Below are 20,559 nucleotides of genomic sequence, written 5' to 3' on the forward strand. Positions count from 1 at the left end.
TCCGAGCCACGATGTCGCACGCGGCAGTGCTCTCGGCAGATTCATCCGGCCACATAGTCAAACGCTCCAAGGGGCGTGAGAACCGCCCAAAGCACGCTCTGTCCGGACCCGGGACATCATCGACGGCCGGACAGTCGGTTGTCGTCCATGCCCTGCGCGAGCGAGTCGAGCTGCCCGGCGCCAGCCAACTCGGTCAGGCCGTGCACGGCGGCGTCCATGCGGTCCGGGGAATCCATCCCCGCAGCCCACGTCACCATCTGTCCCTCCAGCTCCGGGTAGTGGCCGACGTGGTGCACCCTGCCCTGCTCGTACAGCTGCGCCACCGGCTCCGCGCGCAGCCGCTTGCCGATCTTGGCGTTGACCTCGACGATCAGCGGCCTCAGCTGGCCGCGGGTCTCGCCTTCGCGGGCGAGATGGTCCCACGCCTGCGCGAGATCTGACGGGCCATGTTCCCGCCGTAGTTCGCCTCGACCACGATCGCGTCCGCGCGCAGCCGCAGCGCAAGCCGGCAGGCGGTGAGGCCCCAGTCGTTGGCGCCGAGGGTGCCGGACTCGTCCGCGACGACGTACAGATGCCGCGCGGGTGACCCGGGAGCAGGCCGTTCGTTGGTTGTCCTGAGGGGCGGGGAGCGTACTGCTGCCCGTGCTCCTGCGGGTCAAGGCGGTGGCTTCTTGTATTGCCGCACCGGAAACTGACAGGATTTCAGGTCGATGCTCTTTGCGCGATGCGAACCGGACATCCGCCCTGGCGGCGCGGAGAAGGAGGCGGGATGGCACGGGTGAACCTTCGGGCCGCGTTCATGGGCGGGCTGTCGTCCACCGTCACGGCGCAGCAGGTCTTCACCAACCGGGTGGACGAAGTCGCGGCCTTCGAGCGGTCGGTGGAGTGTCTGCGCGGGACGCTGGACGAGGCCGAGGTCTCGCCGGTCGTGGACCGGGCGCAGGGGCGCCGCAACGTCCTGACGCTGTACGGGGTCGGGGGCATAGGCAAGACGACACTCTCCCACGAGCTGGAGCGCCGACTGCTCGCCGACGCGGCGGCTGAGGGCCGCGACGATGTGGTGGCCGTGCGGGTCGACCTGTCCGAGGACGGCGCGTGCGACATCGAGGGCCTGCTGCTGCGCCTGCGGGCCGGGCTGGGGCAACTGGGCAGCCGGTGGCAGGCGTTCGACCTGGCGCTCGCCTCGTACTGGGCGCGCGCGCACCCCGGGGAGGCCCTGCAGGACTTCCTCGACACCTCGCCGGCCCTGCGGCGGGCTTCCCGGAGCGTCGGGCTCGGCGACCAGATCGCGGAGACGGTGCGGGATGTCGACCCCGCCGGGCTCGGCGGGCTGACCGGGCTGGCGCACCGTGCTGCACTTGCCACCTACCGGGCCGTCCGGGACCGGGTGCGCGAGGGGCGACTGCTGGCCGACTGCGAACTGTTCGCCGAACTGGTCGAGGCCGACGCCGACTACGAGACACTCTCCTACTTCTCGTACCTGCTGGCCTGGGACCTGGACCGCCTGCCGCACCGGGGCCGCCCGGCGCGGCGGCCGACGGTGTGCGTGTTCCTGGACACCTTCGAGGTGGTCAACGGGCGGGCCGACCGTACGGTGGAGCGCCTGATCCAGCGGTGCGTCTACCTCATGCCCAACGTGCTGTTCGTGATCACCGGCCGCAACCGGGTCGACTGGGCCGACGCGGGTGTGGGCGGCGAGCTGGACTTCACCGGCCCGCGGTGCTGGCCCAATCTTCACTTCAGCAATGACACCGTCGAACCCCGCCAGCACCTCGTCGGCTACCTTTCGGACTCCGATGCCGAGAGCTACCTCAGCGAGGCGCTCGTCCGGGACGGTGAACCGGCCATGCCCGCCGAGGTCCGTCGGCGCATCATCGCCGGCGGCCAGGGGCTGCCCCTGTACCTGGATCTGTCGGTGTCGCACTTCGTCGCGCTCCTCGCCCGTGGCGGGCAGCCGTCGCCGGCGGACTTCGGCGGCTCGTTCACCGCAGTGGCCACCCGGTCGATCCGTGACCTGCCCTGGGACGAGCGTGACCTGGTCCGAACCGCGGCGCTCACCGACCGGGTGGATGCCGGGCTGCTGAGGGCCGGACAGCCCGGCGTCTCCGACGGCAGCGTGGCCCGGTTCCTGCGTCGGCCGTTCCTCACCCACGACGATGCCTACGCGCTGCCGTACGCCCTGCACTCGGCACTCCGCCACGCCATCGGCGAGGCGGACCGGACGCTCCCGGACGGCTGGTCCGACCGTGACCGCAGAGATACTGCGGCCCGGTTGCTCGGCTGGTTGGGCCGACGTCTCGCGCCGGACGCCGGGCGGGTCGCCGTTTCCCAGACCCTGGAATCCGGCCTCAAGCTCTCGGCGGCACACGGGGTCTTCGAGGACTGGATGGCGCGAGCCACGCAGCGTCTGGTCGAGGCCGGGCAATGGTCGGAGCTGGGCGCCGGGCTGAGTGTCGAACGGACCGCGGCACCGGAGTACCGGGCCGTTCTCGCTGCCATACGTGGCGTTCAGCTCCGCCGTACGGGCCGTGCCGCGCAGGCGGTCGAGCTGCTCGGGCGTGCGGGGGACGGCCTGCCGCAGGGCAGTCCGACCGCCCAGCTGGTGCGGATTCACCTCGCCCACGCGCTGCGCAACCACGGCGACTACACCGAGGCGGCCACGATCTACCGTGCCCTGGTGGGCGGCGAGTTCGACGCGCCGGCTCGGTACTGGCTGTGCGACTTCGACTACCTCAACGGGCGGTTCGGCACAGCGCTGGGTTCGTTGCGGGAGCAGCGCAGCCGCGGGGCGGAGGACGAGGGCGAGCGCCTGCGGCTGATCGGGCACATCTGGCGGGTCAACGCCCGTTTCGACGAGGCGAGCGCCGCGTACGGCGAGGCCATCGGCCTGGCCCGGCGGGAGGGCCTGGCAGCTGCGGAGGCGAAGGCGCTGGCCAACCTGGCGCAGACCGTGTGCTGGTCCGGCGACACGGCCGCGGTGTCGGATGCGGCAGCCCGGGCGCGTGATCTGCTCGACCTGGTGCCCAATCCGGTCGAGCTGGTCAAGATCCGGTCCGCCGAAGCGGTCGCCCAGGCGGTGACCGGCGACGCTGCAGCCGCTATGGAGGCGGTCGGCGGAACCCGACGGCTGGCGGACGACATCGGCTACCGGGGCGGCCACAACCTGGCCGACGTGGCCCAGATCCTGCTCGGGGTCATCGATGGCGACCACGATGGCGCCCGCCGTATCCGGGCCGAGCTCGACGCGCGGACCTGCAGGTCGGGCGGCAACACCTACTGGGTCCCGATCGTGACCAGCTGGATCGACGGGGTCCCGAAGGCGGTGGAGCGCGACCTGCGGGTCGAGTGGGTCGACGGCCCGGCTGTGTCGTTGGGCCGGTGGGCGGAGGTGGCTGCGCGACGATGAGGCGTCGGAGCCCTGGGCGCGGGGCCGGATCGAACGAAGGGAAGACAGGTCATGATCAATCCGGTGCCCGTCGACTCGGCAGGTGACGACCCGGTGCGCGTCGGCCTGGTCGGGGTCGGCATCATCGCCGAGACCCACCTCGCGGTCCTGGCCGAACGGGGCGACGTGGAACTGGAGTTCGCGGTCGATCCGCGGCCGGTGGGGCCGGTCGACTTCCGGGGCACCACGCCACCCCACTACGGCGACCTCGCCCAGGCGCTCGACACGCATCGACCGGACCTCGTGGTCCTGGCCACCCCGACGGAGACGCACGCCGAGTTGGCGGCCCAGGCCCTCCTTCGATCCAAGGCCATGGTGCTGGTGGAGAAGCCCCTCGTCCACGACCTCGCCGCGCTGGCGGGGTTGCGCGAGCTGGATGGGAAGGCAGATGTGCGGGGCAGGCTGTTCACCGCCCACCACTTCGCGTTCTCGCCCGAGGTCGGCTGGGCGGCGGAGCTGATCGCCGCGAACCCGGACTGGGGGCCGGTCACGCTCGTCACCTCGGCCTTCTACGACCCCTACGTCCTGCGAGGGGCGGAGGCCTTCGCGTCGTACGTGTCCAGCTGGACGGACTCCGGGGTGAACCAGCTCAGCATGCTCACTCGCTTCGTCGAGCTCACCGACCTCACCGACGTCCGGCAGACGGACGGTGGTGCGAGCGCGTGGTGCACCGTGGGTTTCCGCTCCCGCGGTGAGGTGGGCACGGCCCGATTGCTCAGCAGTTGGCTGACCGGCTCCAGCAGCAAGGAGAGCAGCCTGCTGTTCGGCCGGTCCGGGGTGGAGGTCTGGATCGATCACACGGCCATGACCGGATTCGCCGCCCGAGGCAGTGAGCTGCTCGCCACCTTCGGCAACGACGGACGGACTCCGCGGAAGGTCGCCCACTACCGACCGCTCTACGCCAGCCTGCTCTCCGGTCGGCCCGATCCGGTGCTCGGCTTCGATGCCGCGGCGACGATCACCGGGATCCACGGCGCGGTGCCCGAGGTGCGGTAGCCGACCGGGTCGCCACTCGACCGGGTCGCCACTCGACCGGGGTGGCGGGTGGTCGCCGGGCGTCGCATCCGGAGCAGAGAAACGGGCGGCGGATCGTTGCAGGGGCTGGTCGGGGCCGGGGCGGCGGAGGCGTGCGGGGTGGGTGGGTGCGGTTGTCGCAGAGCTGTGACAGGCGGGGGTCGGATCCCTCAGGGGATCCTCATGACGTGCACGTATGGTCCTTCGCATGGCAGAGAAGGCGGCGGGGGCGGGTGTGCGGAAGTTCGGGCACGGGGTGCGGCTGATCGGGATCAGTGTCGTGGCCGGTGCGGTGGCGGCGGGGATCGCGCTGCCCGCGGTGGCGGCGGCCGGGTTGGGTGCCCAGTCGGTGGCGGACGACTTCCAGAACCTGCCGGACGACTTCAAGACGCCGGCGCTGTCGCAGGCCTCGACGATCCTCGACGCCCGGGGCGGCACGATCGCCACCGTGTACGACCGGGACCGCACCGTCGTCCCGGGGGACCAGATATCCCCGCTGGTGAAGACCGCGCTGGTGGACGTCGAGGACAACCGCTTCTACGAGCACGGCGCGATCGACCTCAAGGGGGTGCTGCGCGCCGTCGACAAGAACGCGTCCTCGGGCACCACCGCGCAGGGCGCGTCGACGCTGACCCAGCAGTACGTGAAGAACGTCTTCGTCGACGAGGCGGGTGACGACCCGCAGAAGGTCGCGGAGGCGCAGCGGCAGACGATCGGCCGCAAGATCCAGGAGCTGAAGTACGCGATCAAGGTCGAGGAGACGCTGGGCAAGGACCAGATCCTCACCAACTACCTGAACATCACCTTCTTCGGGGAGAAGGCCTACGGCATCGAGGCGGCCGCGCACCGGTACTTCGGCGTGCACGCCAAGGACCTCACCCTGCCGCAGGCCGCGATGCTGGCCGGCCTGGTGCAGTCGCCCAGCGGCTACGACCCGACGGTCAACCCGACCGCGGCCAAGGACCGGCGTGACACCGTGCTGCGCAAGATGGCCGAGTACGGGCACATCACCAAGGACCAGGCCCAGCAGGCGATCGCGACCCCGCTGGGGCTCAACGTCCAGGCGTCGCAGCAGGGTTGCATCCTGGCCAAGCAGGGCGAGGGCTTCTTCTGCGACTACGTGCGCCAGGTGGTGCTCACCGACCCGGCCTTCGGGAAGACGGCGGCCGAGCGGCAGGCGGTGTGGAAGCGCGGTGGGCTGCAGATCCACACCACGCTCGACCCCAAGGCGCAGGCCGCCCTCTACTCCTCGGTGACCGGCCACGTGAACGCCGGCGACCAGGCGGCGACCGCGATGAGCATCGTCGAGCCGGGCACCGGCAAGATCCTCGCGATGGGCCAGAGCCGCCCGTACGGCGTCGACGACAAGCAGCACCAGACGCAGATCAACTACAACGCCCCCAAGTCCCTGGGCGGCGGGCTCGGCTTCCCGACCGGCTCGACCTTCAAGCCGATCGTCGCGGCGGCGGCCCTGGAGAGCGGCCTCACGCCGAGCCAGAGCTACACCACCGACTACAGCATCCCGTGGCCGGCGATGAAGGACTGCTCGGGCGGCAGGTTCCCGTCGGCCGGGCAGGTGCACAACGACAGCACGAGCCTCACCGGCCAGTTCGACATGAAGACGGCGATGGCGCAGTCGGTCAACACCTACTTCGCGAAGCTGGAGGCCGACACCGGGCTCTGCAACGTCGCCCAGATGACCAACAAGCTCGGCATCACCCAGCAGGCCGGCGGTGAGAAGCTCCAGGTGGTGCCGTCGATGACGCTCGGCAGCAACGACCTGACCCCGCTGGCGATGGCGGGCGTCTACGCGGCCTTCGCGGCCCACGGCACCTACTGCGCGCCGACCGCCATCACCTCGGTGGACGGCCCGGACGGCAGGCCGGTGGCCGTGCCGCAGGCGAACTGCTCCTCGGTGATGTCCCCGGACACCGCCGACACCGTCACCGCGATGCTCAAGGGCGTCGTGGACGACGGCACCGGCAAGATGGCCGGCCTCACCGCCCGGGACAGCGCGGGCAAGACCGGCACCACCAACGAGAGCCGGCAGGTCTGGTTCGTCGGCTACACCCCGGAGATGGCCGGTGCCACGGTCGTCAGCGACACCGACAACCCGAAGCCGCTGGACGGCCAGCGGATCGGCGGCAAGGTGATCGACCAGGCCTTCGGCGGCACCCTGGCCGGTCCGATCTGGCGCGACGCCTTGGACGGTGCGCTCGACGGCACGCCGGCGGGCACGTTCCCGCCGGTCCAGCTGCCGTAGGGGACCGCGTCGCGCGCGCGGACCGGAGGCCGTCGGCCCGCCTTCCCCTCGGGAGGGCGGGCCGACGGCTTCGTCGTGGCGGTGGCCGCTGGGGAGGTCGCGGCTGCCGGCCGGCCGGGCGTGGTGGTCGGTCGGGTGGACAGCATGGACGGGCGGAGGTGGTCGGTCGGGCGGATTCGGTCAGGCGGGGGCGGATTCGGTCGGGCGGAAAGGATCAGCGGTCGGGGAGAACGGCGAGGGCGTCGATCTCGACGAGCATTCCGGAGAGGAGGCCGACGACGACCGTGGTGCGGGCGGGAAAGGGGTGGCCGAGGAATGCGCCGTAAGCGGCGTCCATGGCGGGGAAATCGTCTGCGTGTGCGAGATATACGCGCAGCATGACGGCGTCGGCGAGGGACGATCCCTCGGACCGGAGAATGGCGTCGATGTTCCGGAGCGTCTGCGTGGTCTGTTCGGCGACGCCGCCGGGGACGAGTTCTCCGGTCGCCGGGTCGGTGCCGCCCTGGCCGGCGACCTGGAGGAGGGCGCCGCGGCGGGCGCCCTGGGAGTAGCTGCCGACCGGGGTGGGTGCGGAGGAGGTCTGGACGGCAATCCTGGGCATATGCACGTTTCTAGTCGCGGGTGGGGAGGCGGGGCAAGGAAACGGGGGCTTCCGGATCCGGACATGGCTTGATGTAGACACCTCAAGCAGGGTGGGCGAAGTGCCGATGATCGGTTCAATGCGGGAATGCCGCCCGTGCGCGGACGGATCGGTCGGCGGTCGGGGTGCCGGGTGCGGAATCCGACGATCAAGGTTCGGGTATTGCGGAGGTCTCAACTCCGGTGTTAGGCATAGAGATGATCGCCCTACGACCGGGGAGCTGATCGCATGTCTCTGGTGCTCGCCGGTAATCCGGCCGCCGTGCCGATCGGCGTATTCGGGTGGGGTGTCCACCGGCGGTGCCGGTGCAGTTCCGGGGTTATCAGGGATGGGTCACGGGGGTTTCCTGATGCTTGAACCGTTCGGCCTCGGGCCGGAAAGCGAATGCCTTTACCTGACGATGCTCCGCAACCCCGACACCGACCTCGGGAAGATCGCGGGCAGCCTGGGGTGGGACGAGAACGGGACGGCGGCGCAGATCGCCAAGCTCGCCGAACTGGGCCTGCTGCGGCCTTCCTGCGACGCGCCGGACCTCTGGTACGCCGTCAGCCCGGAGGTCGGGCTGCAGGACCTGCTGGCCCGGCAGCGGGTCGAACTGGCGCGCAGCCGGAGCCGGATCGAGGAGGGCAACGCGGCGCTCCAGGTGCTCCGGAGCGAGTTCGCCGACCGGCGGCTCACCACGATGGACGTGGAGGAGTTCACCGGCACCGACACGGTCTGCGACCAGGTGTGGCGGCTCTCCCGCGAGGCGCGGCACGAGGTCCTGGCCTTCGTGCCCGGCGGCCCGCAGCCGCCGGAGTCGCTCGCGACCAGCCGCGCGGCCCACCAGGACCTGCGCGCGCGCGGCGTCGAGGCCCGGTCGATCTACCTCAACACCGCCCGAAACGACCCGGCGACCCGCACCCACCTGCGGTGGCTCCAGGAACGCGGCGTCGAGGTGCGCACGGTCGCGCTGCTGCCGCCGTGGATGATCCTCTTCGACCAGGAGCACGCGCTGCTCTCGGTCGACCCGGACGACGTCCAGGGCAAGGCCGCGATCCTGCTGTCCGGCCGGGGGACGGCCGCGATCGCGGCGCTGGCCTCGCTGTTCGACCAGTCCTGGCAGCAGGCGGCACCGTTCGGGGCGCCGGTCCGGGAACGGGACCCGGGTGCCGCCGGGGTCGAACTGGCCGGTGACACCAAGGCCGTGCTGCAGCTGCTGCACGAGGGCTACACGGACGAGCAGGCGGGCCGCAAGCTGGGCATCTCCAGCCGGACGGTCGGCCGGATCGCGGGCAAGCTGATGACCCGGCTGGGCGCCCGGAGCCGCTTCCAGGCGGGTGCGCTGGCCTCCCGCGAGGGCTGGCTCGATCAGTGACCGTCCCCGCCGGGGCGGTGCGGAGGGCGCCTGCGGCGGCGGTGCGGGGTGGGCCCGCAGGGGTGACGGACGGCGGGCCTGCGGGCGGGACGGACGGCGGGCCTGCGGACGGGGGACCGGCGCAGGCTCCGGGCGGCGTCCCGGGCGCGGTCCTTTGAGCGCCCCCGGCGCCCGTGCCATGCTCGTCGGCATGCTGCGACGCCGGGCCGGGATCGGACTCGTCGGGCGGGACGACGAACTCGGAGACCTGCTCGGCGCGTTGGACCGCGTCCGGACCGGGGAGCCCGCAGCCGTCGTGGTGGTCGGCGAGGCGGGCATCGGCAAGACCCGGCTGATCGAGGAATTCGCGTCCGCCGCCGGGCGTTCCGGCGCGCTGGTGCTGACCGGGCGCTGCGTCGACACCCGGTCGGAGCTGCCCTACCTGCCGTTCGCCGAGCTCGCCCTGCAGGCGACGGCGGCCGGCCGGCTGCCCGAACACGAGGGTGTGCTGGGCCTGTTGACCGCCGGACCGGCAGCAGACGCGGGCGGTCGGCCGCCGGGCCGGGTGCGGATGTTCTCGGCGGTCCTGGCGGCCGTGCGGGAGCTGGCCCGGGACACGCCGGTGGTGCTGGTGATCGAGGACCTGCACTGGGCCGACCGGTCCAGCCTGGACCTGCTGACGTTCCTGCTGTCCCGGCTGGGCCCCGGGCCCGTGCTGACCGTCGCGAGCCACCGCAGCGACGACCTGGAGCGGAGCCACCCGCTGCGCCGGGTGCTGGCCGAGCTGTACCGGCTGCCGGGCGTGCACCGGCTCGAACTCGCCCCGCTGACCGAGGAGGTGACCCTCGACCTGGTACGGGCGCTGGCGGCGCCGACGGAGGGCGGACCGCCGCCGGAGGACGCCGAGCTCGACCGCATCGCCCGGCGCTGCGACGGCAACCCGTTCTTCGCCGAGGAACTGGTCGCCGCCGCGACGAGCACCCGGACGAGCACCCGGACGGGCGCGCGGACGAGCGTCCGGACGAGTACCTGGACGGGTTCCCGGTCCGTCGGTCCGACCGGCAGCCTGTCGGAGGTCCTGACCGCCCGGGTCGAGCGTCTCGCGGACCCGACCCGGCTGCTGCTCCGCGCCGCCGCCGTGGTCGGCCGCCCGGCGCCGGCCGAAACCCTGGGGGCGCTCGCCGAGCTGGGGGGCGCGGACCTGGACGACGCACTCCAACAGGCCCTGGATCACGGTGTCCTGATCACCGAGGAGCCGCCCGGGACCGTCACCGGCGCCGCGTGGAGCACATCCGTCGAGTGGACCACGTCCGCAGCGCGGACCGCAGCCACAGGACCGGCCGGTGCCGTCGGCGCGGTCGCCGCCGAGAGCTACGGCTTCCGGCACGCCCTCCTGCGCGAATCGGTGTACGGAGGCCTGCTCCCCGGCCTGCGCGCCCGGCTGCACGCCCGCTGCGCCGCCCTGCTGGAACGGTCCCGGGGCGGCGCCGCCGAGGTGGCCTTCCACGCGCTGGCCGCGCACGACCTCCCGCTGGCGCTGGACGCCAGCGTGCGCGCCGCCCGGGACGCCGCGCACCGGGGTGCGTTCGGCGAGGTGCTGGCGCACGGCGAGCGCGCCCTCGACCTGTGGCCGCGCGTGCCCGACGCGGCCGCCGTCACCGGGACGAGTGCGGTCGGCCTCACCCGGCTGGCCGCGATGGGCGCGGGCGACAGCGGTGAGCCCGAACGGGCCCTGGCGCTGCAGGAGAAGGCCGTCGAACTCGCCGAGGCGGACGGCGATCCGGCGGTCGCGGCGGCCACCCGGCTGCGGTACGGGCTGCGGCTGCTGGAGTTCCCCGGACGGGCCGAACGGGCCGCCCGGCAGGCCGGGATCGCGCTGCGGCTGCTGGACGCCGGGCCGCCGTCCGCCGACCGGGCCTGGAGCCATGCGCTGCTCGCCCGCGCACTGCACCGGCTCGGCCGGACGGAGGAGGCGTCCGAGCAGGCCGCGAGCGCCGTCCGGGATGCGCTGGCGGCCGGCGCACAGGCGGCGTTCGCGCCGGGAACGGACCCCTACGGGCCGGAGTGCGACGCGCTGGGTGCGGAGGCCGACGCGCGGATCACGCTGGCCTTCGTCGGGCTGCGCCGGCCCGGCGCCGCCGCGGTGCTGGCCGACATGCGCCAACACGGCGGCGTGTCGGGCCACTTCGGGGTCGAGCTGCGGGCGCACTACGGGCTGGGGCTGACCAGGCTGCTGGCCGGTGACCCGGCCGGGGCGGTGGCCGAGTTCGTGGCCGGCGAGGAGCGGGCCGAGCGGACCGGGACCACCTGGAGCGAGTACGGCCTACGGCTGCGGACGGCCCGCGCGGTCGCGCTCTTCCGGGCCGGCGACTGGGCCGGGGCCGGGGCGGCGCTACGGCCGGACCATACCCCTCCATCGGATCTGATTATCCGTCAACTTCATGTGACGGAAACGGTGTTGGTGGCCGCACGCGGCGAGGAGGTCGATGGGTGCGGCCGGGATCCGGTCCCCCCGCACCTCGCACTGCTCGCCGCGCAGGCGCTCGCCGAGGCGGCGCTGTGGCGGGGCCGGCCGGAGGAGGCCGCCGACCTGGTCCGGCGGGCGCTCGACCGGGACCGCGGCGAGGACTCGGCGGCCCGGCGGGCGGAGGAGCTGCCGCTGTGCGCGCTCGGCGCGACCGCGTACGGCCGGCTCGGCGATGCCGGGGCGGTGGCCGCGCTCGCGGCCCGGGCCCGCGCGCGGGCCGAGGACGCGCCGTCCCGGGGCTGGTCGGCCTGGATCGAGGCCGAGCACCGGACCGCGCTCGGCGAGACCACCGCCGAGCAGTGGGCCGCAGTCGCCGAGGCCTTCGCGGCCGGCGACGGCGGCGGTGGAGGCCGTGGAGGCGGCGACCCGTACCGTCGGGCGCAGGCGCTCTGGCGGCGCGCCGAGGTGCTGGTGCGCACCCGCTCGGCGGGCGCCGGCCGCCGAGCCGGCCACGCGACGAGGGCACAGGCGGGCGCAGACCTGGAGCAGGCGGCCCGGATCGCTCGCCGACTCGGCGCGGCGCCGTTGCTGGCGGCCGTCGAGGACCTGGCCGGACGGATCGGGGTCCGGTCGGCGGGGGCGGCGGGTCGGGTCGCGGAAGCCGGGAACGGACCGCTCACCGAGCGGGAACGCTCGGTGCTCGCCCTGGTGGCCCAGGGCCTCACCAACCGGGAGGTGGGCGAGCGGTTGTTCATCAGCGAGAAGACCGTCAGCGTCCACCTGACCCGGGTGATGGCCAAGCTCGGTGCGGGAAGCCGGACCGAGGCGGTGGACGCCGCCCACCGACAGCGCCTGCTCGGGCCGCCGTCGCAGTCGTGAACTGCCACAGCCCTGAACTGCCGCAGTCCTGAACTGCCGCTGCCCCGAACCGTCGCAGCCCTGAGCTGCCGCAGCCCTGAACCGTCGCGCCCGCGAAGGGCCTTCGAGCGGCCCGAACCGTCGCGGCGGGGGCGTGCCCTTACCCGGCCCTTACCCCCACCCGGCGGACACCCGCCGACACGACGTGATCTCCCGATGTGCCGCCCCGCCGTCCGGCCGAGACTGGTCCGCGCCCGCGCATGAGCCCCGCGCGGCCACGCGACTCTCCACAGGGGGAAGGACCCATGAAGGAACTGCTCGCCGACGTCACACCGCTGCGGCGGTCCCCAGGCTTCCGGAGACTGTTCGTCGGCCAGTGCCTGACCATGGTGGGCAGCCAGGTGACCCAGGTCGCGGTGCCCTGGCAGGTGTACTCGGTCTCGCACTCCTCCGTCGCCCTCGGCATGGTCGGCCTTGCCGCGCTGCTGCCGATCGTCGTCTTCGGCATCTACGGCGGGGCGATCGCCGACTCGATGGACCGCCGCCGGCTGATCCTGATCACCTCCTCCGGTTCGGCCGCGGTGAGCGTCGCCCTGGTGGTGCAGGCGGTCGCGCACGCCGACAGCCTCTGGCTCCTCTACACCTGCGTCACCGTCCAGGCCGCGTTCTTCGCGATCGACCTGCCGACCCGGCGGGCGCTGCTGCCCCGGCTGGTCGAGCCGGAGGACCTGCCCGCCGCCAACGCCCTGCTGCTGCTGGTCTTCACCGTCGGCATCGTCGGGGGGCCGCTGGCGGCCGGCGCGACGGTCTCCCTCGGCGGGTACGGTGCCGCGTACGCGGTGGACGTGGCCTGCTTCGTGCTCGCCATCACGTTCATCGCCGGACTGCCGGCCGTCCTGCCCGAGGGCGGCGGGCGGCGCGCCGACCTGTCCTCGGTGCTGGAGGGCATCCGGTACCTCAAGTCCCGTCCGGTGCTGTGGATGTGCTACGTCCTGGACCTCAACTCGACGGTCTTCGCGATGCCCACCGCGCTCTTCCCGATCCTCGCCGTGGAGCGCTTCCACGGCGGCCCGGAGCTGGCCGGCTACCTGTCGGCGGCGCTGGCGAGCGGGGCGTTCCTGGGGTCGATGTTCGGCGGCTGGATGCCGAAGGTCCGTCGGCTCGGACGGGCCGCGCTGCTGGCCGTGCTCGCCTGGGGCATCTCGCTGGGGGCGCTCGGGCTGGCGGGCTCGCTGTGGCTCGCCATGCTGCTGCTCGCGGTCGCCGGGTACGCCGACACGGTCAGCGCGGTCGAGCGGTCGTCGATCCTGCAGCACGAGACCCCGGACGAACTGCGCGGGCGGACCTCCGGGGTGCTCACGGTGGTCGGCGCCGGCGGGCCGCGGCTCGGTGATGTCCGGGCAGGCCTGGTGGCGGCGGCCTGCGGGCCCGCGGTCGCGGCGGTGGCGGGCGGGGTGGCCTGCGTGGTCGGGGCGCTGGCGCTGGCGAAGGCGGTGCCGGAGTTCACCCGCTACCGGATGGCGGAGGAGGCCGCCGGGGCCGGGGAGGCCGCTGCGGGGACGGTGCCCGCGGATCCGGCGGCGCGGACGGCCCCAGCGGATCCGGCGGCGGGGACGGTGCCCGCGACGCCGCCGTCCGCGGCCGCGCAGCCCGGCGGGACGAAGAGGAGTGAACCGGACGGATCGGGGCAGACGACCGCCGCACGGTCGTCGGCCACGCCGTAACCGGAATGCGCCGACGACCGGGCGACCGTCAGACCTCCGGGGCTCCGGCCCCGGGGTGCTGGGCCGGGCTGTCGGCGGACAGTCCGGCCCAGCGGGGCTCCCGCCCCTCCGCGAAGGCGCGGGGGCCCTCGACGGCGTCCCGGCTGCGGCGACGCCGCTCCTCCCAGGTGAAGCGGGTGCCGAAGGCTTCGGCGAGCGGCAGGTCGAGCGAGGCCAGGGCGGCCTCCTTGATCGCGTAGAGGGACAGCGGCGCGCAGCGCAGCACGTCCCGCACCCAGGCCTCGGTGCGGGCGTCGAGCTCCTCGGCCGGCACGACCTCGTTCACCAGGCCGAACCGCAGCGCCGCGGCGGCGTCCATCCGCCGGCCGGTCAGCAGGTGGCCCATCGCGGTCTTCAGCGGCAGCTGGCGGACCAGCCGGAACACGCCGCCCGCGCCCGGCATCAGCCCGAGGCCCGCCTCCGGCAGCGCGAACACCGCGCGGTCGGAGGCGATCACCAGGTCGCAGGCGAGGGCGAGTTCGAAGCCGCCGCCGAGCGCGTAGCCGTCCACCCGGGCGATCACCGGCTTGACCAGGCCGAAGCGCTCGGTCAGCCGGGGGTGGCCGGGCAGGCCGCGACTGCCGAAGGAGGTACGCGGTCCGCCCTCGGCGTCGAGCCGGGCGCGTTCGTGCAGGTCCTGGCCGACCGAGAAGGCCCGGTCGCCCGCGCCGGTGAGCACGGCCAGCCGGATCCGGTCGTCGGCCTGGACGTCGTCCCACACCTCGGCCAGTTCGGCGTGGGTGCGCAGGTCCATCGCGTTGAGGACCTCCGGGCGGTCGATGGTGACCCGGGCGACGTGGCCGTCCTTGACGTAGCGCACGCGCGGACGCCCGTTCGCCGCGGGGCCCTCGACCGCTGAACCGTTCGCCGCATCCCCGCTCACGGTGTCGCCGTCCCCGCGCCCGGCCGCGCCGAGAAGCGCCCGGCCTTCGCGAGGACGTCCGGGTCGAACAGCCGCAGCGCCTGCTGGAGGGCGAACTCGGCCATGTACCGGCGGAACGCGTCCTCCGGCTCCTCCGCGAGGTTGAGCATCCGCCGGTTGGCCAGTACGCCCGGGCCGCGCAGCGACCGCAAGGCCCGTTCGACGGCTGCGTCCACCTCCTCGGGTTCGACCACCTCGTCGGCCAGCAGCCGGGCGTCGGGCTCGGCGGCGCGGATGCGGCGGCCGCCGAGCACCAGGGAGCGGGACCGCCGGGCGCCCATCGCCCGGCCGAGGCGGAAGTTGGCCGCGCCGGGCACGATGCCCTCCTTGGCGGCGGGCAGGCTGAAGAACGCGTCCGCGACGGCGATCACGTGGTCGAACACCAGCAGCAGCTGGGCGCCGCCGCCGATGGCGAAGGTGTCGACGGCCGCGACCCACGGTTTCTCCACCGTCCGGCGGTCCCAGCGCGGACGCTCGTCGGGGTGGGCGGCGGTGCCGCGGCCGGGACCGGCGCCGCCGGCCGCACCGGCGCCGGGTCCGTCGACGGGGAGCACCCCGCGGATCAGCTTGTGGATGTAGCCCAGTTCGCGCCGCAGCAGGAAGTCGACCAGGGGGATGCAGCCGCCGTGCAGGCTCCTGAGGTTGATGCCCGCGCTGAACACCCGCCGGCCGGCGTACCGGGGGTGGCTCATGACGCCACCGCGGAGCAGGCCGACCTCGGTGCCCGGGTCGAGCAGGGCGAGGTCGACGGCGGTCTCCATGTCGTCGACCTGGCGCGGGTCCTCGGCGTTGAGGCAGTCCTCCCGGACCATGGTGAGCCGCGCGGCGCCGTCCGTGCGCTCGATCCGGACCGAGCCGAGGTCGGCGCGGCCGGTGGCGGTGAACTCCGGCAGCAGGGCCAGGGCGCGGCCGGTGGGGCGCAGCATGGCGTCCAGCAGGTGGGGGCCGGCGGTGGGCGAGGCGAGGACGTGCCGGAAGAACAGGCCCTGGTCGATCTCCCGGCCCTCCTTCTCGGCCTGCGGCAGGGCGTGTTCGGCCGCCAGCGCCTCGGCGCCGGGCACCAGTCCGGGGAAGGCGAGGGCGGCGTCGGCGGCGAGTTCGGCGATGCGCGGGTGCCGGGTGCGGCCGGCGGTGAGCTCGTCGTGGACGGCGTCGACGTGGGCCGTCAGGAACAGGTGGCGCAGGCCGCGGGCCTCGTCGTGCGCCCGGGCCGCGGTGGCGCGTTCGGCGGGGGTGCGGTGGCCGGGCGGGGGGAGCGCGGCGAGTCGGCCCTCGCAGCGTTCGGCAGCGAGGGCCAGGGCCTTGCGGGCGGAGGGGAGTCCGCCCCGGACGTCGTGGCGGGCGCTCATGCCGTCCCGCCGGCCGCCGTCGTGCCGTCCGCCGTTGTGCCGTCCGCCGTTGTGCCGTCCGCCGTCGTGCTGTCCGCCGTGCGCCGCAGCACCCGGTCGCAGGCTGCCAGGTGCACGCCGAGGGCCTCCTCGAAGGAGGTGGTGCCCGCGTCGAACATCAGCTGGCGCCGGATGGCCAGTTCGGCTCCGGACAGGGCCGTGGGCCGTGCTCCGGGCAGGGCCCCGGACAGCGTTCCGAGCAGTTCCGCGGCGGTCGCCAGCGCGCCGGTCACGTCGTCGGAGACCTCGTCGACCAGGTGGACCGACCGGGCCCGGAAGGCGTCGACCGGCTCGCCGAACAGCAGGGCCCGGCGGACGGTGGCGATGCCCGCGCCCTGGCGCGCGAGCCGGTAGAGCGCCATCCCCGGCCAGGTGCCGCTCGCGCCGCCGCCGGTCACCGGCACGACCAGCCGGGCGGTGGTGGTGGCGATCCGGTAGTCGGCGGCGAGCAGGACGTCCAGGGCGGTGCCGCCGCAGTCGCCGTCCGCCACGGCCAGGGTGAGAGCGGGCAGCCGCTCCAGCAGGCGCAGTCCGCGCTCCCACTTGCTCACCAGGCCGACCGTCAGCCCGTCGGTCCAGCCCGGCCCGGGCGCGCCCGCGACGCGCAGCACCAGCCGGGCGCCCGGGCCGTGTTGGACCCGGTCGCAGGCCTGGGCGACGGCGGCCACGGAGGCCGCCGACAGCGGTCGGGTGCCGTCGATCGCGAGGGTCACCACGTCGGTCCCGTCCATGTCCGCCCCTGTCCCCGTCCCTGTCGGCGTGCCTGTCGGCGTGCCGGCCCGCGTTCCTGTCCCTGTCCCGTTCGTCACCACTGCACCAGCGCCGTCTCGATCGTCGAACCCGGGCCCATCGTCATCAGCACGCCGTACTCGCCGGGGCGCACGACCCGTTCGCGCAGCAGGCGTTCGTAGGAGAAAAGGAAGGAGCCGCTGGACAGGTTGCCGTAGTCGCGCAGGACGCCGGTGGTGTGGCGGACGTCGTGGCGGGTGAGCCCGAGGTTGAGCCGGACCGCGTCGATGACCTTCTTGCCGCCGGAGTGCACCAGCCACTGGGCGATGTCGCCGCGCCGCAGGCCCGCTCCGGACAGCAGGCCGTCGACGACCCGTTCGGCGTTGGCGCCCACCACGTACGGGATCTCCGGGTCGAGGAAGAAGCTGAACCGAACCTGCTCGTCGTCCCAGTCGTAGCGCATCGCGCCCAAGGCGTCGGTGATGATGCGGCTGGCGAAGGAGAGGATCCGCGGGCCGCGCGGGGCGGCCTCCCCGTCCGGGCCCGCCGCCGGTGCGGCCTCCTCACCCGCGACCACCGCGATCGCGGCCGCGCCGTCGCCGAACAGGCTGTTCACGACGGCTGTGCGCAGGGTGTCGTCGAAGGCGTACGCGGCCGAGCAGGCCTCGGCGCAGACCATCACGGCCACCTGCCCGGGGTGGGCGGCGGCCCACGCGGCGACTGCGTTGAGGGCGTTGAGTCCGGCGTTGCAGCCCATCCCGACGACGTCGACCCGGTGGCAGTCCGGTGCGATTCCGAGCTCGCGGATCAGCAGGGCGGTCAGGCCGGGGGTGAGGTAGCCGGTGGTGGTGACGCAGCACAGGTAGTCGATGTCGCAGAGGCCGAGCCCGGCGTCGGCGAGGCAGTCGAGCAGGGCCCGCGCGCCCATGTCGACGGCCAGCCGGCGGTGCTTGGCGAGCAGTTCGCCCTGGGACTCGGGCAGGCAGCGGCCGCGCTCGTCCCGGGGCGGGAGGGTCAGGTGGCGGCGTTCGATGGCGCTGTTCAGGAAGACCGAGCGGACCTTGGGGTCCTCGATCCCGAAGATGCCGAGCAGTTCGTGCTGGGTGTACGACTCGGGCGTCACCGCGGTGCCGACGCCGGTGATGCGCGGCGCGGTCAGGGCGCGGGCCGGGCCGGGGACGGCGGCGGGGGCGGGTACGGGGCCCGGGCCCGCGTCGGGGCCGGGGGCGCGGGACCAGGTGAGGGAGGAGGGGCGGCTCTGGCGGCGGACGGGGTCGGCGGGCGCCGCCGTGTCGACGGGGGCCCCGACGGTGTCGACGGTGCCCGGGGCGCTGACGGTGCTGAGGGTCATCGGTAGGTCCATCCCCACCGGCGGCGGGTGCCGCGCGGTGTCCGGGGGCTGCGGGTACGGTCCGGGCGTGGTGCGCGGTCACGGTCCGGGCGGGACGTGAGGGAACCGTCCGGGCGGGTCGTGCCGGTGCGGGTCGTGGGGGTCAACGGAGCGGCCTCCCTCCACCGGACGCCTCCGCCTCGACGAAGCGCGCCAGGCGCGCGATCCCCTCGGCGATGTCGTGCTCGGTGAGGTAACTGGTGGACAGGCGGATGCCGTGGGTCCCGCCGCCGTGCGGGTGGAAGTACGACAGCGGCGTCCAGATCACGCCGTACTGCCGGGCCGAGCGGGCCAGCGCCGCGCTGTCGGCGGCGAACGGTACGTCCAGGGCCAGGAAGAACCCGCCCTCGGGGTGGGTCCAGCGCACCCCGAGGGCCTCCCGGCGCGCGGGCGGGAAGCACTCCGCCAGGCGGCGCAGGGTGGCCCGCATGGTGTCGCCGTAGTAGGCGGAGCTCTCGGCGTTGAGCCGGCCGGTGTGCCCGTCGGCGGCGAGCAGCATCCCCGCCACCACGGCCTGGCCGAGCGGGGAGGTGTTCACCGTGACCATGCTCTTGATCTTGGTGAGTTCGGCGGCGAGCAGCCCGGTGCGTCCCGCCCGGTCGGTCACCGGCTGGTCGGCGACGACGTAGCCGACCCGGGCGCCGGGGAACAGCGTCTTGGCGTACGAGCCGAGGTGGACCACCCGGGGGCCGCGGTGACCGGCCCGTCGGAGGTCGAGGGCTTTGAGAGTGGGCAGCTGCGCCCCGGGACTGACCATCCGGTACGGGCTGTCCTCCAGCAGGAGCAGGTCCAACTCGTCGGCCAGGTCGAGGAGTCGGTGCCGGGTCGCGAGCGGCACGGTGGTGCCGCGCGGATTGGCGTGGTCCGGGATCAGGTAGCAGGCCCGCGGCCGGCGGCCCCGGGCGCGCTCGGCGAGCACCGCCTCCCGCAGTGCGGCGCAGTCGAAGCCGCCGTCGCGGTCGTGGACCGGCGCGGTCTCGACGTCGAGCACCCGGGCCGCCCCGGCGATGCCGACGTAGCACGGGCTGGCCACCAGCAGCACGTCCTCCGGCCGGGCGTGCAGCGCGCGCACCGCGAGCAGCATCGCCTCCTGGCAGCCGACCGTCACCACCACGGCCTCCGGGGGGACGTCGATCCCCTCGTCCTTGCGCAGCGAGTCGGCGACCAGCTCCCGGATCCGCCCGGCAGTCGGGCCGTACTGGAACAACGCGTCGCGGACCTGCCCGGGGGAGGCGCCGGTCTCCGCCAAGTGGTCGAGGTAGCGGCGCAGATGGGCGAAGACCTGCTCGACGTCGAAGAAGCCGTCGTACGGCCGGCCGGGGGCGAAGGAGATCGCCTCCGGGTAGCGCGTGGTGATCTCGTTGAGGAAGTTCATCGTGTCCAGCAGCGGGTCCGACACGCTGGCGTGCAGGTCGTCGGTGGTCAACACGTCAGTCGCCTCCCGGAGTTGCCCGGAAGCACGGCGGCGATCCGCTCCAGTACGGCGGCGTCCCCGGCGTACGGGTGGTGCGGCCGGGGCCAGTTGACCACCAGGTCGGTGAACCCGAGGTCGGCGAGGAGGCCCGTCGCGTCCTCGAAGGCGGCCGGGGAGTCGAGGACGCCGCCGACCGTCGCGCCGGTGTGCAGCAGCCGGCGCAGCGTCCCCGGGTCCCGCCCGGCCTCCGCGCAGGCCTCGTCCAGCGCGGTCCGCTGCCGGGCGAGCAGCGGCAGCGCCTCGCGGTACGGCAGGGCGTCGAACCGGCCGGGCGTGCCGTTGGTGATCCAGATGTCGGCGTACCCGGCGGCCAGCCGCATCGCCCGCGGGCCCCCGGCGGCCACCGCGAGGGGGACCCGGGGCCGCCGGACGCAGCCGGGACGCATCCGGGCGCCGTGCGCGCCGTAGTAACGGCCGCTGTGGTCGGTGACCGGCCGGCGCAGCAGCAGGTCGGTGAGGTGGACGAACTCGGAGAAGCGGTCGGCCCGTTCGGCCGCGGGGCGGCCCCGGCCGGTCAGCACGGTGCCGTCGTGGCCGCCCGCGCCCGCGCCGAGCCCGCAGACCATCCGGCCGCCGGAGATGTCGTCGATCGTCATGACCTCCTTGGCGAAGGGGACGGGGTGGCGGAACTCGGGTGTGGCGACCAGCGTGCCCAGCTCGATCCGCGAGGTGACGGCGGCTGCGGCGGCCAGGGTCGGCAGGCAGCCGAACCAGGGTTCGTCGCGCAGCCACCGCCAGCTCAGGTGGTCGTGCGTCCAAGCGTGGTCGAAGCCCAACTCCTCGGCCCGGAGCCATCGTTCGCGGGCCTCGGGCCAGCGGTGCTCGGGGAGGATCACGATGCCGACGCGCATGACCGCCCCTCCCGCGGGC

General features: G+C 74.1%; 14 protein-coding genes. 6 read left to right on the forward strand and 8 right to left on the reverse strand.

Annotated features, from left to right (window positions below; translation table 11 throughout):
* Positions 1 to 116: 116 nt before the first annotated feature.
* A complete protein-coding gene (locus tag AB0D10_RS29375; RefSeq protein WP_360261969.1) occupies positions 117 to 323 on the reverse strand; it encodes a hypothetical protein in 207 nt (68 codons plus the stop codon).
* A 446-nt stretch (positions 324 to 769) separates the two neighbouring features.
* On the opposite strand from AB0D10_RS29375, the gene AB0D10_RS29380 reads away from it, so the two are divergent.
* From AB0D10_RS29380 to AB0D10_RS29390, 3 genes are all read left to right on the forward strand, one after another.
* Positions 770 to 3,406 (forward strand): hypothetical protein, encoded by a 2,637-nt coding sequence (locus tag AB0D10_RS29380; protein ID WP_360261970.1) that lies wholly within the window; start codon positions 770 to 772, stop codon positions 3,404 to 3,406.
* A 51-nt stretch (positions 3,407 to 3,457) separates the two neighbouring features.
* Complete coding sequence (locus tag AB0D10_RS29385) at positions 3,458 to 4,441, forward strand: Gfo/Idh/MocA family oxidoreductase (RefSeq protein ID WP_360261971.1); 984 nt, start codon at positions 3,458 to 3,460, stop codon at positions 4,439 to 4,441.
* 226 nt (positions 4,442 to 4,667) lie between these two features.
* On the forward strand, positions 4,668 to 6,722 hold the full coding sequence (locus tag AB0D10_RS29390) for a transglycosylase domain-containing protein (protein ID WP_360261972.1): 2,055 nt from the start codon (positions 4,668 to 4,670) through the stop codon (positions 6,720 to 6,722).
* Positions 6,723 to 6,936: 214 nt separating this feature from the next.
* On the opposite strand, the gene AB0D10_RS29395 is transcribed toward AB0D10_RS29390, so the two are convergent.
* The gene (locus AB0D10_RS29395) at positions 6,937 to 7,323 is read right to left on the reverse strand and encodes a RidA family protein (protein ID WP_360261973.1); all 387 of its coding nucleotides are present in this window, start codon (positions 7,321 to 7,323) and stop codon (positions 6,937 to 6,939) included.
* Positions 7,324 to 7,762: 439 nt separating this feature from the next.
* Between AB0D10_RS29395 and AB0D10_RS29400 the strand changes: the two genes are divergently transcribed.
* The 3 genes from AB0D10_RS29400 (at position 7,763) to AB0D10_RS29410 (ending at position 13,747) form a co-directional block, all read left to right on the forward strand.
* On the forward strand, positions 7,763 to 8,719 hold the full coding sequence (locus AB0D10_RS29400) for a helix-turn-helix transcriptional regulator (protein ID WP_360261974.1): 957 nt from the start codon (positions 7,763 to 7,765) through the stop codon (positions 8,717 to 8,719).
* Between the two features lie 190 nt (positions 8,720 to 8,909).
* Positions 8,910 to 12,044 (forward strand): AAA family ATPase, encoded by a 3,135-nt coding sequence (locus AB0D10_RS29405; RefSeq protein WP_360261975.1) that lies wholly within the window; start codon positions 8,910 to 8,912, stop codon positions 12,042 to 12,044.
* 284 nt (positions 12,045 to 12,328) lie between these two features.
* Positions 12,329 to 13,747 (forward strand): MFS transporter, encoded by a 1,419-nt coding sequence (locus AB0D10_RS29410; RefSeq protein WP_360261976.1) that lies wholly within the window; start codon positions 12,329 to 12,331, stop codon positions 13,745 to 13,747.
* A gap of 28 nt (positions 13,748 to 13,775) precedes the next feature.
* On the opposite strand, the gene dpgD is transcribed toward AB0D10_RS29410, so the two are convergent.
* From dpgD to AB0D10_RS29440, 6 genes are all read right to left on the reverse strand, one after another.
* Positions 13,776 to 14,606, reverse strand: a complete 831-nt coding sequence (dpgD, locus tag AB0D10_RS29415) for an enoyl-CoA-hydratase DpgD (protein ID WP_360261977.1) — start codon at positions 14,604 to 14,606, stop codon at positions 13,776 to 13,778.
* 59 nt (positions 14,607 to 14,665) lie between these two features.
* A complete protein-coding gene (locus AB0D10_RS29420; RefSeq protein ID WP_360261978.1) occupies positions 14,666 to 16,057 on the reverse strand; it encodes an enoyl-CoA hydratase/isomerase family protein in 1,392 nt (463 codons plus the stop codon).
* Positions 16,054 to 16,827 carry an enoyl-CoA-hydratase DpgB gene (dpgB, locus tag AB0D10_RS29425; protein ID WP_360261979.1) on the reverse strand — a complete coding sequence of 258 codons (774 nt, stop codon included), beginning with the start codon at positions 16,825 to 16,827 and terminating at the stop codon, positions 16,054 to 16,056. The genes AB0D10_RS29420 and dpgB overlap by 4 nt, the downstream gene beginning before the upstream one ends.
* 74 nt (positions 16,828 to 16,901) lie before the next feature.
* Positions 16,902 to 18,176, reverse strand: a complete 1,275-nt coding sequence (gene dpgA, locus AB0D10_RS29430; RefSeq protein ID WP_360261980.1) for a 3,5-dihydroxyphenylacetyl-CoA synthase DpgA — start codon at positions 18,174 to 18,176, stop codon at positions 16,902 to 16,904.
* A 142-nt stretch (positions 18,177 to 18,318) separates the two neighbouring features.
* Entirely contained in the window at positions 18,319 to 19,644 is a 1,326-nt protein-coding gene (locus AB0D10_RS29435) for a PLP-dependent aminotransferase family protein (protein ID WP_360261981.1), read from the reverse strand.
* Entirely contained in the window at positions 19,638 to 20,540 is a 903-nt protein-coding gene (locus tag AB0D10_RS29440; protein ID WP_360261982.1) for an LLM class flavin-dependent oxidoreductase, read from the reverse strand. Before AB0D10_RS29440 ends, AB0D10_RS29435 begins: the two co-directional genes overlap by 7 nt.
* Positions 20,541 to 20,559 lie beyond the last annotated feature (19 nt).

Origin of the sequence: Kitasatospora sp. NPDC048545 (assembly GCF_040651155.1) — a bacterium.
Lineage (GTDB): Bacteria > Actinomycetota > Actinomycetes > Streptomycetales > Streptomycetaceae > Kitasatospora.